This is a genomic window from Streptomyces sp. NPDC002574, assembly GCF_042889545.1.
Lineage (GTDB): Bacteria > Actinomycetota > Actinomycetes > Streptomycetales > Streptomycetaceae > Actinacidiphila.
This window is the reverse complement of sequence record NZ_JBIARB010000003.1, coordinates 230,191-248,148: the sequence shown is the minus strand read 5'-3', so window position 1 is coordinate 248,148 and position 17,958 is coordinate 230,191. Positions and strand designations below refer to the sequence as shown.

At 67.2% G+C, this 17,958-nt stretch carries 20 protein-coding genes and 1 tRNA gene; 4 read left to right on the top strand and 17 right to left on the bottom strand.

The annotated features are described in order from the left end of the window. Positions 1-6 precede the first annotated feature (6 nt). The 3 genes from lysA to ACFYXS_RS08095 all read right to left on the bottom strand — a co-directional run bounded on the left by lysA (position 7) and on the right by ACFYXS_RS08095 (position 2,954). Entirely contained in the window at positions 7-1,398 is a 1,392-nt protein-coding gene (gene lysA / locus ACFYXS_RS08105; RefSeq protein WP_389245152.1) for a diaminopimelate decarboxylase, read from the bottom strand. A gap of 19 nt (positions 1,399-1,417) precedes the next feature. Then, positions 1,418-2,419, bottom strand: coding sequence for an ArgS-related anticodon-binding protein NrtL (gene nrtL, locus ACFYXS_RS08100; RefSeq protein ID WP_389245150.1), 1,002 nt, complete (start codon positions 2,417-2,419; stop codon positions 1,418-1,420). Positions 2,420-2,513: 94 nt separating this feature from the next. Then, positions 2,514-2,954, bottom strand: a complete 441-nt coding sequence (locus ACFYXS_RS08095; protein WP_389245147.1) for a response regulator — start codon at positions 2,952-2,954, stop codon at positions 2,514-2,516. A gap of 199 nt (positions 2,955-3,153) precedes the next feature. On the opposite strand from ACFYXS_RS08095, the gene ACFYXS_RS08090 reads away from it, so the two are divergent. Continuing rightward, positions 3,154-3,225, top strand: a tRNA-Arg gene (locus ACFYXS_RS08090). A gap of 217 nt (positions 3,226-3,442) precedes the next feature. On the opposite strand, the gene ACFYXS_RS08085 is transcribed toward ACFYXS_RS08090, so the two are convergent. From ACFYXS_RS08085 to ACFYXS_RS08035, 11 genes are all read right to left on the bottom strand, one after another. Continuing rightward, the gene (locus ACFYXS_RS08085; protein ID WP_389245145.1) at positions 3,443-4,816 is read right to left on the bottom strand and encodes a tyrosine-type recombinase/integrase; all 1,374 of its coding nucleotides are present in this window, start codon (positions 4,814-4,816) and stop codon (positions 3,443-3,445) included. Further along, positions 4,813-4,986 (bottom strand): helix-turn-helix transcriptional regulator, encoded by a 174-nt coding sequence (locus ACFYXS_RS08080; RefSeq protein ID WP_389245809.1) that lies wholly within the window; start codon positions 4,984-4,986, stop codon positions 4,813-4,815. The genes ACFYXS_RS08085 and ACFYXS_RS08080 overlap by 4 nt, the downstream gene beginning before the upstream one ends. 11 nt (positions 4,987-4,997) lie before the next feature. Beyond that, positions 4,998-6,398, bottom strand: coding sequence for a replication initiator protein RepSA (gene repSA, locus ACFYXS_RS08075; protein WP_389245143.1), 1,401 nt, complete (start codon positions 6,396-6,398; stop codon positions 4,998-5,000). After that, positions 6,395-7,105 carry a DNA methylase gene (locus ACFYXS_RS08070; protein ID WP_389245141.1) on the bottom strand — a complete coding sequence of 237 codons (711 nt, stop codon included), beginning with the start codon at positions 7,103-7,105 and terminating at the stop codon, positions 6,395-6,397. The genes repSA and ACFYXS_RS08070 overlap by 4 nt, the downstream gene beginning before the upstream one ends. Continuing rightward, positions 7,102-7,293: a hypothetical protein gene (locus ACFYXS_RS08065; RefSeq protein WP_389245139.1), complete on the bottom strand. Its 192-nt coding sequence runs from the start codon at positions 7,291-7,293 to the stop codon at positions 7,102-7,104. Before ACFYXS_RS08065 ends, ACFYXS_RS08070 begins: the two co-directional genes overlap by 4 nt. A 93-nt stretch (positions 7,294-7,386) precedes the next feature. Beyond that, on the bottom strand, positions 7,387-7,656 hold the full coding sequence (locus ACFYXS_RS08060; protein WP_389245137.1) for a hypothetical protein: 270 nt from the start codon (positions 7,654-7,656) through the stop codon (positions 7,387-7,389). Between the two features lie 16 nt (positions 7,657-7,672). Beyond that, complete coding sequence (locus ACFYXS_RS08055) at positions 7,673-7,861, bottom strand: mobile element transfer protein (RefSeq protein WP_384290315.1); 189 nt, start codon at positions 7,859-7,861, stop codon at positions 7,673-7,675. Positions 7,862-7,878: 17 nt separating this feature from the next. Then, complete coding sequence (locus ACFYXS_RS08050; protein WP_389245135.1) at positions 7,879-8,559, bottom strand: DUF2637 domain-containing protein; 681 nt, start codon at positions 8,557-8,559, stop codon at positions 7,879-7,881. A 30-nt stretch (positions 8,560-8,589) separates the two neighbouring features. Then, positions 8,590-8,772 (bottom strand): hypothetical protein, encoded by a 183-nt coding sequence (locus tag ACFYXS_RS08045; protein WP_389245133.1) that lies wholly within the window; start codon positions 8,770-8,772, stop codon positions 8,590-8,592. Between the two features lie 91 nt (positions 8,773-8,863). Next, positions 8,864-10,240: an FtsK/SpoIIIE domain-containing protein gene (locus ACFYXS_RS08040; RefSeq protein ID WP_389245131.1), complete on the bottom strand. Its 1,377-nt coding sequence runs from the start codon at positions 10,238-10,240 to the stop codon at positions 8,864-8,866. 3 nt (positions 10,241-10,243) lie between these two features. After that, positions 10,244-10,573: a hypothetical protein gene (locus ACFYXS_RS08035; protein WP_389245129.1), complete on the bottom strand. Its 330-nt coding sequence runs from the start codon at positions 10,571-10,573 to the stop codon at positions 10,244-10,246. A gap of 183 nt (positions 10,574-10,756) precedes the next feature. On the opposite strand from ACFYXS_RS08035, the gene ACFYXS_RS08030 reads away from it, so the two are divergent. Both ACFYXS_RS08030 and ACFYXS_RS08025 read left to right on the top strand, forming a co-directional pair. Next, complete coding sequence (locus ACFYXS_RS08030) at positions 10,757-11,128, top strand: GntR family transcriptional regulator (protein WP_389245127.1); 372 nt, start codon at positions 10,757-10,759, stop codon at positions 11,126-11,128. Positions 11,129-11,279: 151 nt separating this feature from the next. Next, positions 11,280-12,512, top strand: coding sequence for an XRE family transcriptional regulator (locus tag ACFYXS_RS08025; RefSeq protein WP_389245125.1), 1,233 nt, complete (start codon positions 11,280-11,282; stop codon positions 12,510-12,512). A gap of 122 nt (positions 12,513-12,634) precedes the next feature. Here ACFYXS_RS08025 and ACFYXS_RS08020 read toward each other — a convergent pair whose 3' ends face one another. The 3 genes from ACFYXS_RS08020 to ACFYXS_RS08010 form a co-directional block, all read right to left on the bottom strand. Next, positions 12,635-13,063 (bottom strand): endonuclease domain-containing protein, encoded by a 429-nt coding sequence (locus tag ACFYXS_RS08020; protein ID WP_389245807.1) that lies wholly within the window; start codon positions 13,061-13,063, stop codon positions 12,635-12,637. A gap of 558 nt (positions 13,064-13,621) precedes the next feature. After that, on the bottom strand, positions 13,622-14,533 hold the full coding sequence (locus ACFYXS_RS08015; RefSeq protein ID WP_389245123.1) for an O-methyltransferase: 912 nt from the start codon (positions 14,531-14,533) through the stop codon (positions 13,622-13,624). Then, positions 14,533-15,903, bottom strand: a complete 1,371-nt coding sequence (locus ACFYXS_RS08010) for an ATP-binding protein (RefSeq protein WP_389245121.1) — start codon at positions 15,901-15,903, stop codon at positions 14,533-14,535. The genes ACFYXS_RS08015 and ACFYXS_RS08010 overlap by 1 nt, the downstream gene beginning before the upstream one ends. Before the next feature lie 174 nt (positions 15,904-16,077). On the opposite strand from ACFYXS_RS08010, the gene ACFYXS_RS08005 reads away from it, so the two are divergent. After that, positions 16,078-17,373 carry a DNA cytosine methyltransferase gene (locus tag ACFYXS_RS08005; protein WP_389245119.1) on the top strand — a complete coding sequence of 432 codons (1,296 nt, stop codon included), beginning with the start codon at positions 16,078-16,080 and terminating at the stop codon, positions 17,371-17,373. Positions 17,374-17,958: the final 585 nt, after the last annotated feature.

Here is a 17,958-nt window from a genome sequence, read left to right as displayed (position 1 = left end):
GCCGCGTCAGCCGACGTCGAGACGGAGGAGGTCCTCCTCCGTCTCGCGCCGGACGATCACCCGGGCCGCGCCGTCCCCGACCGCCACGACCGGCGGCCGCAGCGCGTGGTTGTAGTTGCTCGCCATCGAGCGGCAGTACGCCCCCGTCGCGGGCACGGCCAGCAGGTCGCCGGGCGCCAGGTCGGCGGGGAGGAACGCGTCGCGCACGACGATGTCGCCCGACTCGCAGTGCTTGCCGACCACGCGCGCGAGCATCGGTTCCGCGTCGCTGCTGCGCGACACGAGCGCGACGCTGTACTCCGCGTCGTACAGCGCGGTGCGGATGTTGTCCGACATGCCGCCGTCCACGCTGACGTAGGTCCGCAGCCCCTCCAGCGGCTTGATCGTGCCCACCTCGTAGAGGGTGAACGCGGTCGGACCGACGATCGCCCGCCCCGGCTCGACCGACAGCCGCGGCGCGGCCAGGTCCGCCGCCCGGCACTCGCGGGCCACGATCTCGCCCAGCGACTTGGCGATCTCGTGCGGCTCGCGCGGGTCGTCGTCCGCGGTGTACGCGATGCCGAGGCCGCCGCCGAGGTCGATCTCGGGCAGCTCCACGCCGTGCTTGTCGCGGATCTGCTTCAGCAGGCCGATCACCCGGTGCGCGGCCACCTCGAAGCCGGAGGTGTCGAAGATCTGCGAGCCGATGTGCGAGTGGATGCCGACCAGTTCCAGCGACTCCAGGCGCAGCACGCGGCGCACCGCCTCGGCGGCGTCGCCGCCGGTGAGGGAGAAGCCGAACTTCTGGTCCTCGTGGGCGGTGGCGATGAACTCGTGGGTGTGCGCCTCCACGCCCACGGTCACCCGGATCTGCACCGGCTGCCTCCGGCCCAGGCGCTGCGCGGCGTCCGCGACCCGGACGATCTCCTGGAACGAGTCCAGCACGATGCGTCCCACCCCGGCCCCGACGGCCTGGTGGATCTCCTCGCCGCTCTTGTTGTTGCCGTGCAGCGCGATGCGCTCGGCGGGCATGCCGGCGGACAACGCGACGGCCAGTTCGCCGCCCGAGCAGACGTCGAGGTTCAGGCCCTCCTCGTGCAGCCAGCGCACCACGGCCCGGGACAGGAACGCCTTGCCGGCGTAGAAGACGTCGGCACCGTCGCCGAAGGCCTCGCGCCAGGCGCGGCAGCGGGCCCGGAAGTCGGACTCGTCCAGGATGTAGGCGGGGGTGCCGAACTCCTCGGCGAGCTCCCGGACGTCCAGACCGCCCACGGTGGTGACACCGTCGGCGTCCCGGGTGACGGTGCGGGCCCACACGCGGGGGTCGAGGACGTTGAGGTCGGCGGGCGGCGCGGCGTAGTGGCCCTCGGGGAGGACGTCGGCGTAACGGGGACCGGCGGGGTGTGCGGATCGGCTCATCGTCTGGTGCTCTTCGCTCTCACAGGTGTCGGGGGGCGCTGATGCCGAGCAGGGTCAGGCCGTTGGCGAGCACGGTCCCGGCGGCGTCGGCGAGGGCCAGCCGGTTCCCGTGAACGGCCGAGGGTTTCTCGTCGCCCTTGGGCAGCGCCGGGCACGTGTCGTGGAAACGGAGGAAGGCGTCCGCGGTGTGCTCCAGGTGCCGGGCCAGCCGGTCCGGCGCGCCGTGCCGGGCCGCGGCCTCCACGGTGCGGGGGAAGTCGGCGATCAGGCCGAGCAGTTCGGCCTCCGCGGGGTGGCGGAGGTCCTCGGCCGCCCCGGGGGCGATGCCCAGATCATGGGCGTTGCGCAGCAGGGCCCGGGCCCGGGCGTGAGCGTACCGGACCCGGAACAGCGGGTTGCTCTCGCGCTGCGCGAGGTGCTCGGCGGGGTCGGTGCGAGGGGCGTCCTCGGCGGGCGGGCGCAGCAGGGCCCAGGCGGTGGCGTCGGGGCCGAGGGTGCGGAGCAGTTCGTCCGCCGTCTGCCGGACGGGGTGCGGCCTGCGGTCGGGCGGGGTGATGCCGGTGGCTCGCCGGAGCCGGTCCAGGGCGGCGGCGAGGGTGTCGGCGCGGGCTTCGCCGGTGGGGGCTTCGCCGGTGGGGGCGGGGGCCTGCTCGGGGGCGGGCGCGTGGTGGCTGCCGATGCCGTAGCGGGGGCCCTGCGCGCGGACGAGGTCGACGAGGGCGCCGTACGACTCCCCCTCAAGGGTGATGTTGAGGAACCCGGGATGGGCGACGTCGACCCGCGCGATGCCGGGAAGGGCGGTGAGGTGGCCCCGGATGACGTCGGCGACGGCGGGGGGCGGTGCGCCGGTGAGGGGGGCCAGTTGCAGGGCCACGTTGGTGGCGTAGTCCCCGCATCCGGGGCGGGGCGGCCGGCGTACGACGACCCGGTCCGGGACGGGCCCCGACAGCTGGAGCTCGCCGGCCTCGACGGCACGGCGCACCGCGCTCAGCACGGTACGGGAGAGCTCGGCGGGGGTCACGTCGGCAAGCCTAGGCGAGGAGGGGGGTGACCACGCGAACCGGTTTCACCCCTCGGGCACGGCCGGTCACGCACGACTGGTCACGCACTGCCGGTCACGCGCTGCCGGGACTGGCGGCGGGGGCCTCTTCCTCTTCTCCGGTCCCCGTCCCGTGTCTCCCCGGGACGTCGGCGAGCGCGCGGACGACGCGCACGAGATCACCGGGCTCGAACGGCTTGCCCAGGAAGGCGTCCACGCCGGCGGCGACACCGCTCTCGACCTCCGCCTGGGTGCAGGCGCTGATCACGACGATGCGGACGTCGCGGGTACGGGGATCGGCACGCAGACGGGCCGCTGTCCGTATGCCGTCCAGACGCGGCATGACCACGTCCAGGGTGACCACATCCGGCCGCACGCGCTGCACGACGTCCAGGCACTCGACACCATCGGCCGCGGTCACGACCTCGAAGCCCTCCAGCTCGAGATTGACCCTGATCAACTGCCGGATGACCTTGTTGTCGTCGACCACAAGCACCCGGCCGGACGCGCCCGGCACACTGCGAAGCCTAGGCGCGCGACATGGGATGCGTCCGCGTTTTCCCCACTTCTTCCCCGACCGGGGGACCCGGGGCGGATGGGGCCGGCGCCTTCCTGAAGGGCGCCCGACGCGGGCCCGACGCCCCGGGAAACCCTGTACACGGTCACCCCCTGCGTACTGGTAAGGTTTCACCCGTCACCGCCACGGCGGACGACACGCCCCCGTAGCTCAGGGGATAGAGCAACGGCCTCCGGAGCCGTGTGCGCAGGTTCGAATCCTGCCGGGGGCACCTCGCACGAGGTGCCAAAAGACCCCGCCACCAGCCAAGACGCTGAGTGCGGGGTCTTTGCGTATGCGCAGCCGTACGCCGCCGAAAGTGGCCGTAGGACGGGGTCTGTGGACAGTACGTGGACAGGATCTTGAGCCATCGACCCAGGTCAGCCCCCGAAAACGCCGAAGGCCCCCGGACAGGTCCAGGGGCCAGGATCGCAGAAGTCCGCGGCGCGTCACTCGTACTCGCGCAGCAGGTCCTCAATCCTGCGGTTCGCGACCTCCTGCCGACCGTCGATGCACTTGGCGTACCGACTCAGCAGCACCTCCACACTGTTGCCCGCCCGTTCGGCAACCTCCGTGGCGTCCACGCCCGCGTTAAGCCACGTCGAGAGCGCCGAGTGCCGCAGGTCGTACGGGCGGCGGGCGAGGGGCGACGCAGCCACGGCCGGCGGCAGCGCCAGTAGCCGAGCCTCCTGCCAGGCCCGGTAGTAGGAGGACGAGGAGACCACTCCCCCGCCCTCGCTGAAGAACAGACGCCCGTCGCCGGCGGTACCGAAGGTGTCGAGGTGGTCCCGGAAGATGGCCACCAGATGCGGTGGAATCGGCACCCGCCGCACGTCCTCAGCCGGCCGGTTCTTCAGCCCGCGGTCGTCGTGGCTCTCCCCGGAGTCGGTCCACTGCTTGCCGACGCTCGGACGCGTGCGATGCAGCAGCGCGGAGCCCCATCCGGTGGCGGGCAGGGTGAGGTCTGTATCGGCGAGGCCGACCGCTTCGGCCGGGCGCAGGCCTCCGAAGTACATCGCGGCGAACAGGCCCACCAGGCGCCGGCCGCGGGCACGGCGGTAGCCGCCGATGTACGACACGGCACACAGCAGGGCGCGGGCCTGGTGAGGGTTGGCGACGACCCGGGGATCTACCTCGCTGGAAACCTTGGGCTTTTGCCACCGGACGCCGGAGAGCGGATTCTCTGGAAACGCGCCGAGGTCGACCGCGTAATGCATGGCGTTGACGAGCGTCCGTCGCTTCCGGCGCACGGTCTCGGCAGCCGCGGCGGTACCGTCCAATTTGAGCTTGAGGGAATCGAGCACGGCACGGCCGATCACCGGGTCGCCGAGATCGGCCAGCGGGCGTGATGCCTTGGATACCCAGTGCAGCGCGTTGGCGATCTCCGGAGGCAGTTCCCGATCATCCGGTCCCGGCAGAACGAAGGCCCAGTTCCGCAGAGCTTTGCGGAGCAGTTCCTCCGAAGGCCGGCCGAGACGGTCGTCTAGAAGCGCCACGGTCACCGACGCCAGCGATTCATTGATCCCGACACGCGTATTCGGCGCGGCGTGGGGCCACTTCATGGCCAGGTACTTGAGCGCGAAGTCGTACCAGGTCAGCGTGGGCTTCTTCTCCGCCATGGACTCAGGAAGACCGCTACCGGAGTCGAACTCTTCACCCTCATGGGCCGCCCGCAGGATCTTGGAGCGGAAGTTTTCGGCGAGCCCCTTGGTCCGGAACGTATCGGAGAATACCTGGCCGCCCACGGACCAGCGCACGTTATAGGACGGTGTCTTGGTGTTCCGCTTGCGAACGGCCCACACCTTCACGTCGAGAGACTTCACGCGGCCGTCCCCTCCAGCTGGCGCAGCCACGCCATGAAGTCACTACGCCACACCCGGAGCTCCCCATTGGGCAGCTTGAAGGCATCTGGACCGTGCCCCAGTTCACGCCAGCGGTAGAACGTGCGGCGCGAGACGCCTCCCAACTCGGCAAGAATCTGCGGAACGGTCATCAATTCGTCTTTCACGCTGCGGCTCCTTCCGTGGCGTGCAGGTCTTGCAGGGCTTCGCGGGCGGTTTCGCGGTTGGTCTGGATGTCGCGGTGGATGGTGGCGGCCAGCCAGGATTCGCCGGGGGTGTGGCCGTGGCCGGCGTAGGCCCAGTGGGCGAGGACGAGCGTGGTGGCCTCTGGGGAGTCGTCGGGGTCGGGCAGGCCGAGGGCTTCGCGTTGTTGGGCGGCGCGGTAGTCGGCGCGAACCTGCCGCAGCGCGCCCAAAGTCGTTGAGTAGCGGCGGGATTTGGTGGAGAAGTGGCCGCGGAAGCCGAGCATGTGGGCCCAGTCGAGGAGCTTGCGGTCCGGGTAGAGCTTGTGGAGGTCGAAGCACGCTTCGATGAGGCGGCGCGGGTGCGGCGGGACGCCGAGGAGTTCGAGGGCTTCGCGGTTGCCGACCCGGCGGTCGACGGTGCCCGTCGTTTCGGCGGCTTTGGTGGCGTACTTGGCCACGTAGGAGGCCACGGCCTGCTCGGTGAGCTCCCCGTCCGTAGTGGCGTCCGCAGAGCGGATGGGCTGGACGTCGAGCTGCGTGCCCCAGCCGAGGGTGCGGGCGGGGTAGTCGCCGGCAGCGGGGACGGGGATGGCGACGCGGCGGGCGGCGGCGTGGATGGCGTCGGTGAGCAGGTCGAGGGTCGCCCACGGCGGGGGCTCGGTGTCGGGTCCGTCGGGGCCGTCGAAGCGGACGACGGCGTGGAAGTGGACGGCGCCGCGGCGTTGGTATTCGGCGACCTTGCCGAAGGAGACCCGGCACTGTTCGCGGGCGGCAGTCTGGGTGAGGCCGGCGCGGGCGGCGATCTCACGGCGGAGGTAGATGGTGAAGTACCGCCACAGGTCGGAGGCGTGGTTGTTCCACAACACCGCACCCGCATAGTCGTACAAGTCGGGGTCCAGGGGCGTGCCTAACGCGGTGTCGTCCTCGCCATGGCGGACGCCACAGCGGCAGGCGCCGGTGCCGGGGCGGTTGTGGACGGGGCCGAAGGAGGGGGCGGTGAGGGTGGCGAACACCTTCGGATGGACCCGCACGGTGGCGGGGGTGCCCTTGGTGGGGTCGCCGATGAGGCCGGCGCGGATGAGGTGGTAGGTGTCGCCGGCGTAGGTCCAGGCGCAGGCAGGGCAGCGGGATGCGCGTCGGTTGCCGCAGGCGACGCGGAGCCGTCCGCCGGGTTCGGTGTCGGTGGAGTAGGCGTGGAGGACGTGGCCGGTGGCCCGGTCGAGGGTCTTGGTGTAGCCGGTCAGGTGGATGGGATCTGCGCAGCCGCCGGTGCGGCGGATCTGTTCCTGCCAGCGGTCGAAGCCGTCCGACTCGGCCACCCGCAGGAGGTCTGCGAGGGTGGTCGGGTCCAGGCCCGCCGCGGTGGCGGTGTCGGTCACGCGATCACCTCTTGGCGGGCGGTGAGGAACGCGGTGCCGATCCAGCGGGTGTAGGCCGGGGGGATGGCTTCGGTGAGTTCTTCGCGGACGTCGGTCCAGGTGATGCCCATCGCGGTCTGCATCTCGGGCACGGTGGCCTTGCCGCCGCCGTTGCCGTAGCCGGCGACGTAGGGGCCGGTGCGGTAGACGCCGTGGCGGTACCCGCGCACGTAGCCGCGGTGCCGAGGGTGCGCGGGACGGGTGGCGGCCCAGCGGCCGAGTTCGAAGTTGCGGTGCCGCAGCACCCCGAGGGCGAACATCTCCCCGCACAGGGACAGGTCTTTGCGGATGCTCGCGCGGCCGTTGGGCTGCTCGATCACGTACGGCAGACCGGTTCGGTGCAGCAGGTCCCGCGTCTCTGCGACGAGGTCGTGGTGGGTGTTGCCCCAGCCCTGGGAGGCGTTGGTGCCCACGGTCAGCGCGCACCGGGCCTGGCAGGGCGGGGAGGCGTGAACGAGGGCGTAACGCTCGATGTCACCGGTGGTGATCAGATGGGCGAGGTGTTCGAGGGCGTCCCCACGGTGGCGGGGGAAGGGGTAGTTGGGTCGGTCGGCCAGGTCGACGCCGTCCACGTCGAAGCCCGCTTGGTGGTAGCCCATGGCGGCCCCGCCGGCGCAGCAGAACAGGTCCAGCACCCGCAGCCCGTTACGAGCAGCCGCGGGGGTCATCGGGTCACCTGGGCAAGGCGCACCGCAGCGGCCGGCGTGGGGACGTGGCCGGTGCCGCGGCAGCCGAGGCAGGCGACGCGGAGCGTGGCGCGGGAACCGTCCGGCAGGCGGGTGCCCGTGGTGATGGCGACGACGGGGAAGCCGTCGCAGTCGCGGCAGACCGGCCGGTTCGAGGCGTGCTGGGGCATGATGAGGGTCCCTTTCGGGTCTGTTGGATCAGGAAGGGGCAGTGGTCCCCGGGGCGGCGGATGTTTGGCGACGGAAGCCGCTCCGGGGGCCGGTCAGCGCTTGCGCGCGAGGTGGAGCGAGACGCTGGCCCCGCCCACCGTTGGGATGGCCGCAGCAGCGGCGGCGGCGATCGTCTGGAACGCGAAGGCCAGGACGACGATGACCAGGGCGGTGCCGGCGCTGACCGTGAGGGTGAGCAGGATCTTCCCGGCGTAGGAGGGCGGCGCGGCCTGGATGACGACGACTTGTCCGGGGTGGATGCCGGGCGGGATCAGTTCGGACGGGCGGTGGTTGGCCCGCAGTTGCGCGTCGGGGTAGCGCACGGTGGGTCATCTCCTTTCAGGGCTGGCAGCGGTGGGTGCGGGCGGCGAGTTCGGCGCCGGAGCGGTCGCGGTAGTCGGTGGAGAAGCCGCAGCCGGGCGCGGTGCAGGCGGCGGAGTGGCGGGTGCGTCCGCGGCCGTCGTGGTAGCTGCCGACCCTCACGGGGCCGATGCGGATCACGTCGTAGAAGCGGTTCGGGCGGGACACGGGGATCGGGTCTCCTTTCAGGCGAGTTGGGCGGCGATCACGTCGGCCAGGGCCGGCGGGACGCCGAGGCGGGTGCGCAGGGTCGCGGTGTCGATCGGCGAACCAGTGGTGGCGTGGTGGGTGTCGGCGACCTTCCGGGCATGCGCCAGCAACGCCGGCGGAACCGAAGGCGAGGACACGGGCGGCGAAGCAGGAACAGGCTCAGCCGACGCGGGCAGTTCGGGCACGTTCTCAGGGGCGCGTTCGACCATGACCTGTGGAGCCGGCTCCGGAGCTGGCACCGCTTCGGGTGCCGGGGCGGGTTCCGCGGTCGGTTCGGGTGCCGGCGTGGGGGTGTGGGCAAGGAGGGTGCCGCCGAGGAAGGCCAAGGCGGGCCATCCGGCCACGAGGATGCGCAGCCAGGCCGGGACGGCATTCATGTCGAGCAGTCCGGCGGTGGCGATGTTCGCCCCGAGGGACGCGGTCAGCGCGATCACGAACCAGGTCCAGGCGGCACGGGCCGGACGACCGGCAGCGCGCAGGATGCGCATGCGGCGCCATGCGGCGACCAGGAGCAGATCGACGGAGACGGGGTAGGCCCAAGCCTTCCAGCCGTGCTGGCCGGCGGCTTCGGCGATGTCGTGCAGGTGGGCAAAGGACAGCGCACCAGCGATCACGGCCTGAATCAGCACGGGGTCAAAGCGCTTGGGGCGGGACATGCGGGCACCTCCTCTCGAAGTAGTCCGGGGTCAGGACGGGGCGGTGCCGGTGCCGAAGCAGGTCAGGCAGAGCGCGGCCTGCCGGTCGCCGGTCTCGCGGCCCTTGCGGGAGCCGACGCGAACGGTCTCGGTGGTCTCGCCGTCGCCCTGGCAGTCCGGGCACTTCGGCTCGGTCTTGGCCGGGCGGCGGGTAGTGGTCTTGCGAGCGGCCATCGCTGGCACTCCCTTCTGGGGCGTTCAGGCATGGGCGGGGTAGGGACCTGGCGCGAAGCGGTCACGCCAACCGGGATGCAGGGAGTGCGGGCTATTCGGTGACCGGGCGGGGCCGGGTCAGCGGCACCACATCGGCCGGCGCAAGGACGGGCGGAACGTCCGGACGGAACGGGTCCAGGGCTGGCAGGCCGGGAACCAGATCCGCGTGGGCCCGGCAGACCGCGGCGGTCTCGGTGATCGAGGTCAGGGGGGTGCGGATGTGGGTCCACCCGCCGGAGGCGTCCCCCGCGACCGCGACCCCGGGCCGGTCGGCGGCAATCGCGGTTGCGGCGTGCATGGCCTCGGGTGAGATATCGCCCAGGCCCATTTCGGCGGTCTGCTTGTCATTGACCCGATGGACCACACGCCCGGTGAGCTGCGCGCGGAGCATGGTGGCGCCCTTGCCGAGTTCCGCGCCGAAGCGCTGGCCGCAGATCTCCAGGTAGATACCGACCGCGCGGGACATCTGCGCCAGCCGAATCAACTGGGTCACCATGCGGTCCCGGCGTTCCTCATCCTTCTTCGTCGCCGTCAGGAACAGTTCCGCGACCTCATCGACCAGGACGACGACGGGAACGGGCCGGACGCTCTCGGGGAGTCCCCAGATGTCGGAAGTGATCTCCCCGTTCGGCGTGGACAGGGCGGTGCCCTGGTAGTCCTTGAGGAGATCGAAGCGGGCTTCCATCTCGCCCACGAGGGCATCGAGCAGGCCGGCGGCTTGTTCCGGGTCGGTGGCCAGGGCCGACAGGCGCGGCGCATACGGGGTCTGTTCCACGCCGCGTTTGCAGTCGATCCCCACCAGGGCGACGGGGAGTTTGGCGAGTTGCTTGATCAGGTTGCGCTGATACATCGACTTGCCCGACTGATTCGCCCCGAGCGTGAGGGCGTGCGGGATCTCGCGGTAGTTCCGGGCGAACGCGGTCCCGTCCTCCCGCAACGCGACCGGCACCACCATCGGGCCGGTGGGAAGCCGGCGCGGCATGCGGACCTGTCGGAGGACGTCGTAGCCGGTCATGCGGAGCTCCACCACGCCGGGCTTGATCTCGGCCACGTGCACGGCGTGGACTCCCCAGGCGTGCCGGAGCCGGTTCGAGGCCGCGGCGACGTCATCGGGTTCCAGGCCGGCGGGGAGCCGGAGGCGGACGCGGAGGCCGGTGGCGGAGCCGGCGACGCGGCGGATCTTCGGCGGGACCGGCTGCACCTCGCGGCGAGCCAGGTTTCGGACCATGAACGCGCGCAGCCGGGACGGGGCCACCGTCAGCCCGCACACGTCCATCGTGGAGGCGTAGGTGAAGTGGAACCTGCCTAACGCGACCGGCAGACCCACCAGCGACCAGTACACGCCCGGCGCTTTCACCTTGGCGTAGCCCAGGCCACCAGCAGCCCCCACCAGCGGGGTGCCGATCTCGATCAGCGTCGCCAGATCCACGGCTCAGACTCCCGCCGTGATGGCCACCGCGCGGAACGAGATCCCGTGCCGGGTCTGGCCGTTGAACGTGTTCTCCCAGTCCCGGGCCCGCAGGCCGATCACCGACACCGGCGTCCCCGGCGTCAGCGTCGCCTCCACCCCCGTCGACGGCACGGTCACCTGGTACAGGTTCCCCTCACCCTCGTCGGAGATCAGGAGACCCACGGTCATCAGCTGCGCACCGGTCTCCCGGTCGACCGCAACCTCACCCGTCTGCTTGCTCACCAGCTTCGGGGTAGGCGCAGTCGCCACGAACACCACGGCCGTAGAAGTGTCGATCTTGAAGGACGGCATGATGGAAGTTCCTTTCGAGGACGAGGGAGGGTGGCGGAGCTGCTTGGCGGTAGATGCGCCGCCCTCCCAGGGGAATCGCAACGGCGGAGCCATCACGAATAGAGTGCACTATCACAGACTAGTGTGCAACACCTTCGAGCAAGAGAGGGCGTGATAGTCCGCGCCCCTCGGTACGATCGGCGCATGAGCGTCCCCCCAGACGATCCGAGGACGAAGGCGAGTCGCATCGCCGAGACCCTGCGGACAGAGATCGCGTCCGGACAGCCGGGCCCGGGAAGGAAGTTGCAGTCCCTTCGAGAGTTGGCCGACCGCTTCCAGGTCCACCCGGTCACGGTGACCAAGGGCCTCCAGGAGTTGATCGATGAGGGCCTGATCAGGTCGGTCCCCAACCGGGGGTACTTCGTCAAGGACGACACCGGCGATGACAGCGGCGCTGCACGGCCGGCTGCCTCCGACGTTCGGGACGAGATCAAGGCGCTCACCTCCGAGCTTCAGCGGCTTGCCGCCCGAGTGGCCAAACTGGAGGAGCGAGCCGATCACCCGGGCAGCGCTTAACGTGTGAGACACCATGCGCGGTGCGTGATCGGGTGGCCAGTGACATCGAAGGTGTCACGGGTGGACAGCAGTGGTGACAACCCCTTGTCACCCCCGTGTCAGGGGCTCATTGGGTGCCAGACTCGAAGCAGGCACCCCGATGGGAGGGCACATGAGCGACGAACGGCCTGCTTGGGCGCGACGTATTGCGGGAGAGCGGGAAGCGCGGCAGTGGTCGCAGGCGGAAGCCGTTGCCGCGTTGCGCGCCCACTCGCCCAAGCCTCTGCCTGAGGGCGCCAGCATGCTGCGGCAGTGGAAGCGCTGGGAGTCCGGCGAGGTCCTGCCCAGCGACTTCTACCAGCCGATCATCGCCCAGACTTTTGGCACCGTGACCCATGCGATCTTTCCGGTGGCCGGACGACGCGACGGCGGCGCTGAGATCGCAGCGGCCAGCGGCATGGAAACCTTGGACATACTGAGCCGGCTGCAAGCATCCGACGTCGACAACGCCACGCTTGACGCGCTCCGTATCACCACCGACCGCCTGTGCTCGGAGTACCCGCACCTTCCCAGTGGCCAGCTCGCCATCGAGGGTCGCCAATGGCTGCGACGCATTGCCAGCCTCCAGTCTCAGCGGCTCACGCTCGCCCAGCACCGAGAGGTACTGGCCCTTTCCGGCTGGCTTGCCCTCCTGGTGGGGTGCGTCGAGTACGACATGGGAGACCGTGCCGCCGCCGAAAGCACCCGTCGAGCAGCGTTGTCCCTCGCTCACGAAGCCGAGAACGCCGAGATCGCTGGATGGGCCCACGAGATGCGCGCCTGGTTCGCTCTCACAACCGGCGACTACCGCGGCATCCTGGCCGCATCTCAGGCAGGCAGCGAAGCCGCCCCAGGTAAGGGAGTCGCCGTTCAGCTGGCAGCACATGAGGCCAAGGGATGGGCGCGTCTCGGCGACCGCCGGCAGACCGAAGTCGCCCTGGATCGGGGCCGAAAGCTACTGGAAGGCATGGCCTACCCCGAGAACCTCGACCACCACTTCGTGGTTGACCCCGCCAAGTTCGACTTCTACGCCATGGATTGCTACCGCCTACTGGGCGAAGACCGATTCGCCGAGAACCTGGCCCACGAGGTCATCCGGGCCGGAACCGACTTCGACGGGGCGGAGCGAGCGCCCATGCGGATGGCTGAAGCCAGGGTCACCCTTGGCGTGGTCGCCGCACGACAAGGTGATCTTGAGCAAGCCGTCCAGTACGGCGAGTGGGCCCTCAAGGGTGAGCGCCAGTCCCTCCCATCGCTACTCATGGTCAGCCGTGAGCTCGCTGCCATCGTTCACCGTGACTTCGCCACTGCCGCAGCCGGTAGGGAGTACTTGGAGAATCTGACAGCACTCGGCCGCGTCAGCTGAGCCCCCGCCTCCAAGGGCGTCGTGCCACAGCAGGGGTGCAACCCTCGCGGTCCTCCTACACCTAGGGTACGAGGCGGAACTGGGCTAACCCAGGGCAGCACACGAGGCTGCCGAGTGGAGTGTCAAAGCGGTCGCGTCGAGCGCCAACTGGCGAACGCACCGTCCCGCGCCCTGATGCCGGACGTATCGCCCCAGGTGCTCACCGCCGCCTCGGGGCGCTGGGCTGGTGGATCAGACAAGTACGCGTTCATGCGCGGCCAGTCACGCCGCTCGCTCGGTAGACGCTCGTACCAGGACACGCCGCGAAGGTTGCATGTCTTGCAGAGCAAGCCTCGTACGCAGCGTCCGCACGACCCCGACCTGTCACAGCATGCGTGATCGTGGTCGACCTGCCAGTAGGAGATGCCCTCCATGCCGCCGTCTCCGGGATGCTCGCCGCATATCGCGCACTCGTCATCCTGCACACGGAGGATGGCGTTCATTCTCCAGATCGTCAGCCCGTACCGCCGGGCTTGCCGGTAGGCCCCGCTGCAAGTGGCGCAGTGCCCCATGACCCTGCCAGTCGCATCAAAGTCGATGGGGTCTTCACAAACCTTGCACCAGTATTCGTCGTCCATCCAGTCAACTTCGCGCCTGCGTGCCACGTGCAGAACGTAGCGCCAAGGTCGGACACCGGACTTCCGGAGGCCGAACCTCGCCCACATCTGCGGATCTTGTTACAGATTTCTCTACCTCATCAAGGCGCTCCCGCCGCGCACAGCGCGGCGGCGCGCGGCCCGGCGCCTCGGCCCGACGCTCCTGTCTTCGCCCCGCTCCGGCCCGGCCGCCGGCCGCCCGCCAAACGGCGGAGGGGTGCTGAGGAGAAGCCCGCTATGGGTGGGGACGGTCGGCTCCACGGCTTTAGCCACCTCCCCGGTCCGGGACCCGCGCCGAGCAAGACCAGGGGGCCACTCGGACACATTGCGGGCAGGGGCAAGCCTGCCCGAGTTGCCAACCAGCGTACGGCCCCCTGATCATGCCCGGCCCCAGCCCTGGCAGGCCACCGGCCAAACCCGCTCCGCCGCCCTCCGACTAGACGATCAGTGCTGACCCGGTCGCGACGGGCTGGACTACCCGTTCACATGCTCGGGACGCATGTATCGATAGAGCCGCAGGAAGTCCCGCGCATCCTGCTCTTTTAGCCAGGGCGCTTTCAATTCGTCGCCAGCCGGAAGGGGAAGTTGCTCTTCGAGGGCGCGCCGCTCCTTGGCTGTCAGGATTGGCACCCTGACCTCCAGCGGCTCGTCGCCCGCAAAGCGCACGAAGTCCAATTCTTGAAAACGACAACTATCGAAGGATACTCGATTGCTCAGACCGACAACTATCCCGCCGATCGTCTGCATTTTTGCATTATCAGCGTAATGGATGTCGATTACTTGCTTCCATTCAGCGCTAACCTGCCTATCCCTCAACGCCTTAACAATCACGTCATTCAGCACAGTTTTCTGGGCGACCGCGAGACCCCACAGAGCCAAGGACTCGTCCGTCACTTGGGGAGGTATTCGTTCTTCCCCAATGAGATCCACGAGCTGCTGCCGGCGGCCATCCATTTTCCGTTCCGGGTGCGCGTTGAGTGTGACGAAGAGAGCACTTCCCGGCTGCAGTCTCCCACATAGCAAAGAAACGTCGTGGATCGCTTCTTCGTTAAGTCGCCGGGTGTAGTCGAGCCACACAATGCTCAACTTATCCCAACCAATCTCTCCGAGCACCTCGCTCGCACGCCCCGGGACGATCTCAATAGTCTTGAAGGGGCGATTGAATTGATACCGATCCATAGATCCGGTATCCGCTTCGATCGATGTCATGACATTTATATTGAGCGCTCTGTGCATGAGGTGAAAATCAACGAACTCCAGGGCACCGAACCCCACGTACTGATACTCTTCAAGACTCGCCATGGCAGTTAGGCGACGGCACACATCGACGATCATGTGTCTCTGCACCGCTTTGGACGGCCGAAGCTGATAATCAATTCCAGCCACTAGTCATCCTCTCCCACTTGGCGCTCGTAGAAGAAGTCAAAAGTACGCCGTCCCACTTCCGCGACAGCCGAGGTATCCAACACTTCCGCTACCGCTTCGTAGCGCGATTTTTCCACGGAGTATTGAATCTTCCGCAGGTTAGGGCGATTGACGACGAGCCGAGGTGTCGGATAACTGAAGCGCGTCGACAACTGGATGTCCCGGAGTCGAACCTTCGGAGCTTCGGCAAGGGCCTGTGCGATCGGGCGATCCTCTGGCAGCTCGGCGTTCTGACGCTCAGATTTAACCTTATTAAGCATCTGCACTACTTCAGTGCCGGCCTGCTTGATTTCAGAGGCGATCCTGCGCCAAACCCGTGAGTCTTGATCCACCCCGGTCTTCGTTGTATTCCACGGCAGAAGCTCGTTGTACGCCGAGTCGATGAAAACGTACCCTCGGAACCGGCGATACTGCGGGTGATACACCGGAAGACCATCACCCCAGCCCGTGAGTGACGTTCGGTCTGCGGCAATCAGTAGTCGGTTGTTGCAGAATACGTACCAGCCTGCGTCGCGCTCGCGCTTGAACTCCTCCGCCTGATCGTCACTTTCAGGCCCCGCAAACTCAGAGACGCCAGCATAGATCTTGACGTTTACAACACCGGCTGGCTCATCGAGTACCAGAGTCCTGTAGAGCGGGCGAACCTCATTGCTTTGCTGCAACTCCGGAACAAACGGGATTACAGCTTCACCCTGAAGGATTATGCGCAGCCCGCGGTCCATCGCTTCCCGATGACGCAAGCGCAGTTGGTATCGAAGGTTCCCCAGAGTCTGCGTCGAAGCGAAATCCTCTGCCACCGTGTCATGAAGAGAGGTGACCACTATCCGAGTTCCGACACCTTCTCGGCTGGCGTCATAATTCTCGTCTACATGGCTCAGCGTAAAGGTCCAGTCGGAATCCTGCTGCTTCGCCCAGTCATCCACGTCGACTTCGAGCGTGAAATGACTATCGTCAGTTCGGGACTCTACGCTGAACCAGCGCCCCATCTTGAAGAGGGCACGCTTCATGCCGACACCGAACTGCCCCACAGACCCCGGGATGCCTACGACGGATTTGGGCCTGCCAAACCGGAAGGCGTAATCTCTAGCTATGGCGACAGAAATTCCGCCACAGTTATCAGAGATCTCAAATCGATCAGCACTGATCGTCAGCTCGACTTGGAGGCCGTCGTAGTTACCCTCCCCGCGCTGACGACGCGCACCATCAACACTGTTATCGACCAAATCCAAGATCGCTGGAAGCAGCTCGATGTCCTTGACCAGCATGTCGATGAAGAAGTGCTTCTCAGGACTGGCCTCAACACGCCTGGAGACCTCAGCAGAATCGGTCATATCGTCCCCCCAACCTCGACGTGGTCATCCCCGCATGATGGCAACACCACGCCGTCCCCCGCCACTTGCCACGGCGAAAGCGCATGGTAGTAGTACGTTCGGCTAGCGCACAAGGTCGCGATTGTGCGATCGTCAGGTGAGGTTGCGAGGCAACAACGGTTGGTCAGGGGGGACATGGTGCAGTCAACGAGCAAGCGCCGGCTCGTCGCGCTCGACCTGTTCGCAGGGGTCGGAGGGCTCTCTCTGGGCTTTGAGCAGGCAGGATTCGATGTCCTCGCGGCCGTGGAGTACGACCCCGTCCACGCAGCAGTGCATAAGTACAACTTCCCCATGACAGAGGTGATCTGTCGGGACGTCAAGAACCTCAGTGGGGCGGACGTTCGCCAGGCCGCCCACAGGGGGTGGCGGCTGCATCACCCTTCAGGGCCAGCCTGGGATGGCGCGGTTGACGTCGTCATCGGCGGCCCATCGTGTCAGGGGTTCTCGACGATGGGTCGACGCGATCAGGACGACGAACGAAATGACCTACTTCTCGAATTTGTTCGAATAGTTGTCGAGATCCGACCGCGTGCATTCTGCCTGGAGAATGTTCCTGGACTACTCCAAGAGCGATACACGCCAATTCGCGAGAAGGCTCTAGATAGCTTGCGGGATGCCGGCTACAAAATCACAGGTTTTGATCGACCGGTGAGCGCAGCAGACTTCGGCGTTCCACAGAACCGTAAGCGCGTGGTGATCCTCGGAGCCCTCGAAGCTGACGTGCCTCCCTTGAAGCCGAGTTCGATGCCAGTCACTGTTGCCGACTCGTTCGCAAGACTCCCGGATGCGTCGGACAGTCCGGAGCTCATGACGATGGACTCGGTCGGCAGGGACACTTTTCCGATTAGCCCCTGGAATCACGCCGATTCTCTTTATGCAAGACGAATGACAGGGGATGAAGTCGACCCGGAGGATCGCTCAAGGCGCCGCAACTGGGATTCATCACTGCTTACCAATTCACGTCTCTCGGCCCACACCTCAGAATCTATCCGGAGATTCGAACTTACCCCACAAGGTGCGGTTGAGCCGGTGAGCCGCTTTTACCGGTTGTCACTGAGTGGACAGTCTCGGACTCTACGTGCGGGCACGGGACGTGAACGGGGGGCCTTTACGTCTCCCCGGCCACTTCACCCAGTTAGGCACCGAGTCATAACTGTGCGAGAAGCCGCGAGGCTACATTCATTCCCGGACTGGTTCAGGTTTCACATCACAAGCTGGCACGGACACAGGCAGATCGGAAATTCCGTCCCTCCCCTTCTTGCCCGGGCAGCAGGGAAAAGTATCGCAAAGGCTCTACATGCTAGCCCTACGCGTGCACGGTCCGTCTTGAATTTCGGAGACGAATCTCTACTTTCGATGTCCATGGCCGAAGCTGCCCAGTTGTTCTCCGCTAATCCTTCTGAGATGCCTGCTCAAAGGACACGCAAGTAATCACACTAGCCGGTGATGCAGGGTCAATAAGAGGTAGAACCCAGGTTATTTGATATTTACGGTGTTTCTGCGCTGCCCTCAGTTCTCTCTCGTCGCTCTGCTTCCTCTGCTTCACGAGCATACTGTCTTTCCTCTTCCCGGTGCCGCAAGGACGACCGAGCCTCCCGCAACCAGAGATTAGGCTCCGGAAATGCGTCCTCTCGTTGCCAAGCACCCACGAAGGCGACTGCTTGATCTACCAAGCCGCCTAGAACCCATTCGCGAGGGCGCCGAAAATACGCATACTCCAGCTCGTAGTCCCAACCCTCAAGAAGATCAAAGATTTCACGCAAACGACTGCGTAGTTCCTCGTGGCGGATTGCCTCAATGGCGATGCGAACCGGCGCTAACAACTCGCCCAGGCCACGTTCCCACTCTTCCTCTGCAGCCGCCAACTGAGCGTGAGTGATGCCATCCGCTTCACGCCGACGGGGGTCCGGTACTGAACGGATGTGGCGGTGAAGTGCCGCAAAGGTGGCGGCGAGCACCGCGACTGCGGCGTCTTGCTTGGTTTCTAGGCGAGCCTGCTTAGCGTCCGCAATCGCT

Coding starts and splice junctions, on each gene's coding strand:
- ACFYXS_RS08030 (WP_389245127.1), top strand. CDS start 10,757: ATGAGCGTCCCCCCAGACGATCCGAGGACGAAGGCGAGTCGCATCGCC.
- ACFYXS_RS08025 (WP_389245125.1), top strand. CDS start 11,280: ATGAGCGACGAACGGCCTGCTTGGGCGCGACGTATTGCGGGAGAGCGG.
- ACFYXS_RS08045 (WP_389245133.1), bottom strand. CDS start 8,772: ATGGCCGCTCGCAAGACCACTACCCGCCGCCCGGCCAAGACCGAGCCG.
- ACFYXS_RS08010 (WP_389245121.1), bottom strand. CDS start 15,903: ATGACCGATTCTGCTGAGGTCTCCAGGCGTGTTGAGGCCAGTCCTGAG.
- ACFYXS_RS08070 (WP_389245141.1), bottom strand. CDS start 7,105: ATGACCCCCGCGGCTGCTCGTAACGGGCTGCGGGTGCTGGACCTGTTC.
- ACFYXS_RS08020 (WP_389245807.1), bottom strand. CDS start 13,063: ATGGGGCACTGCGCCACTTGCAGCGGGGCCTACCGGCAAGCCCGGCGG.
- ACFYXS_RS08035 (WP_389245129.1), bottom strand. CDS start 10,573: ATGCCGTCCTTCAAGATCGACACTTCTACGGCCGTGGTGTTCGTGGCG.
- ACFYXS_RS08080 (WP_389245809.1), bottom strand. CDS start 4,986: ATGACCGTTCCGCAGATTCTTGCCGAGTTGGGAGGCGTCTCGCGCCGC.
- ACFYXS_RS08005 (WP_389245119.1), top strand. CDS start 16,078: ATGGTGCAGTCAACGAGCAAGCGCCGGCTCGTCGCGCTCGACCTGTTC.
- lysA (WP_389245152.1), bottom strand. CDS start 1,398: ATGAGCCGATCCGCACACCCCGCCGGTCCCCGTTACGCCGACGTCCTC.
- ACFYXS_RS08065 (WP_389245139.1), bottom strand. CDS start 7,293: ATGCCCCAGCACGCCTCGAACCGGCCGGTCTGCCGCGACTGCGACGGC.
- ACFYXS_RS08050 (WP_389245135.1), bottom strand. CDS start 8,559: ATGTCCCGCCCCAAGCGCTTTGACCCCGTGCTGATTCAGGCCGTGATC.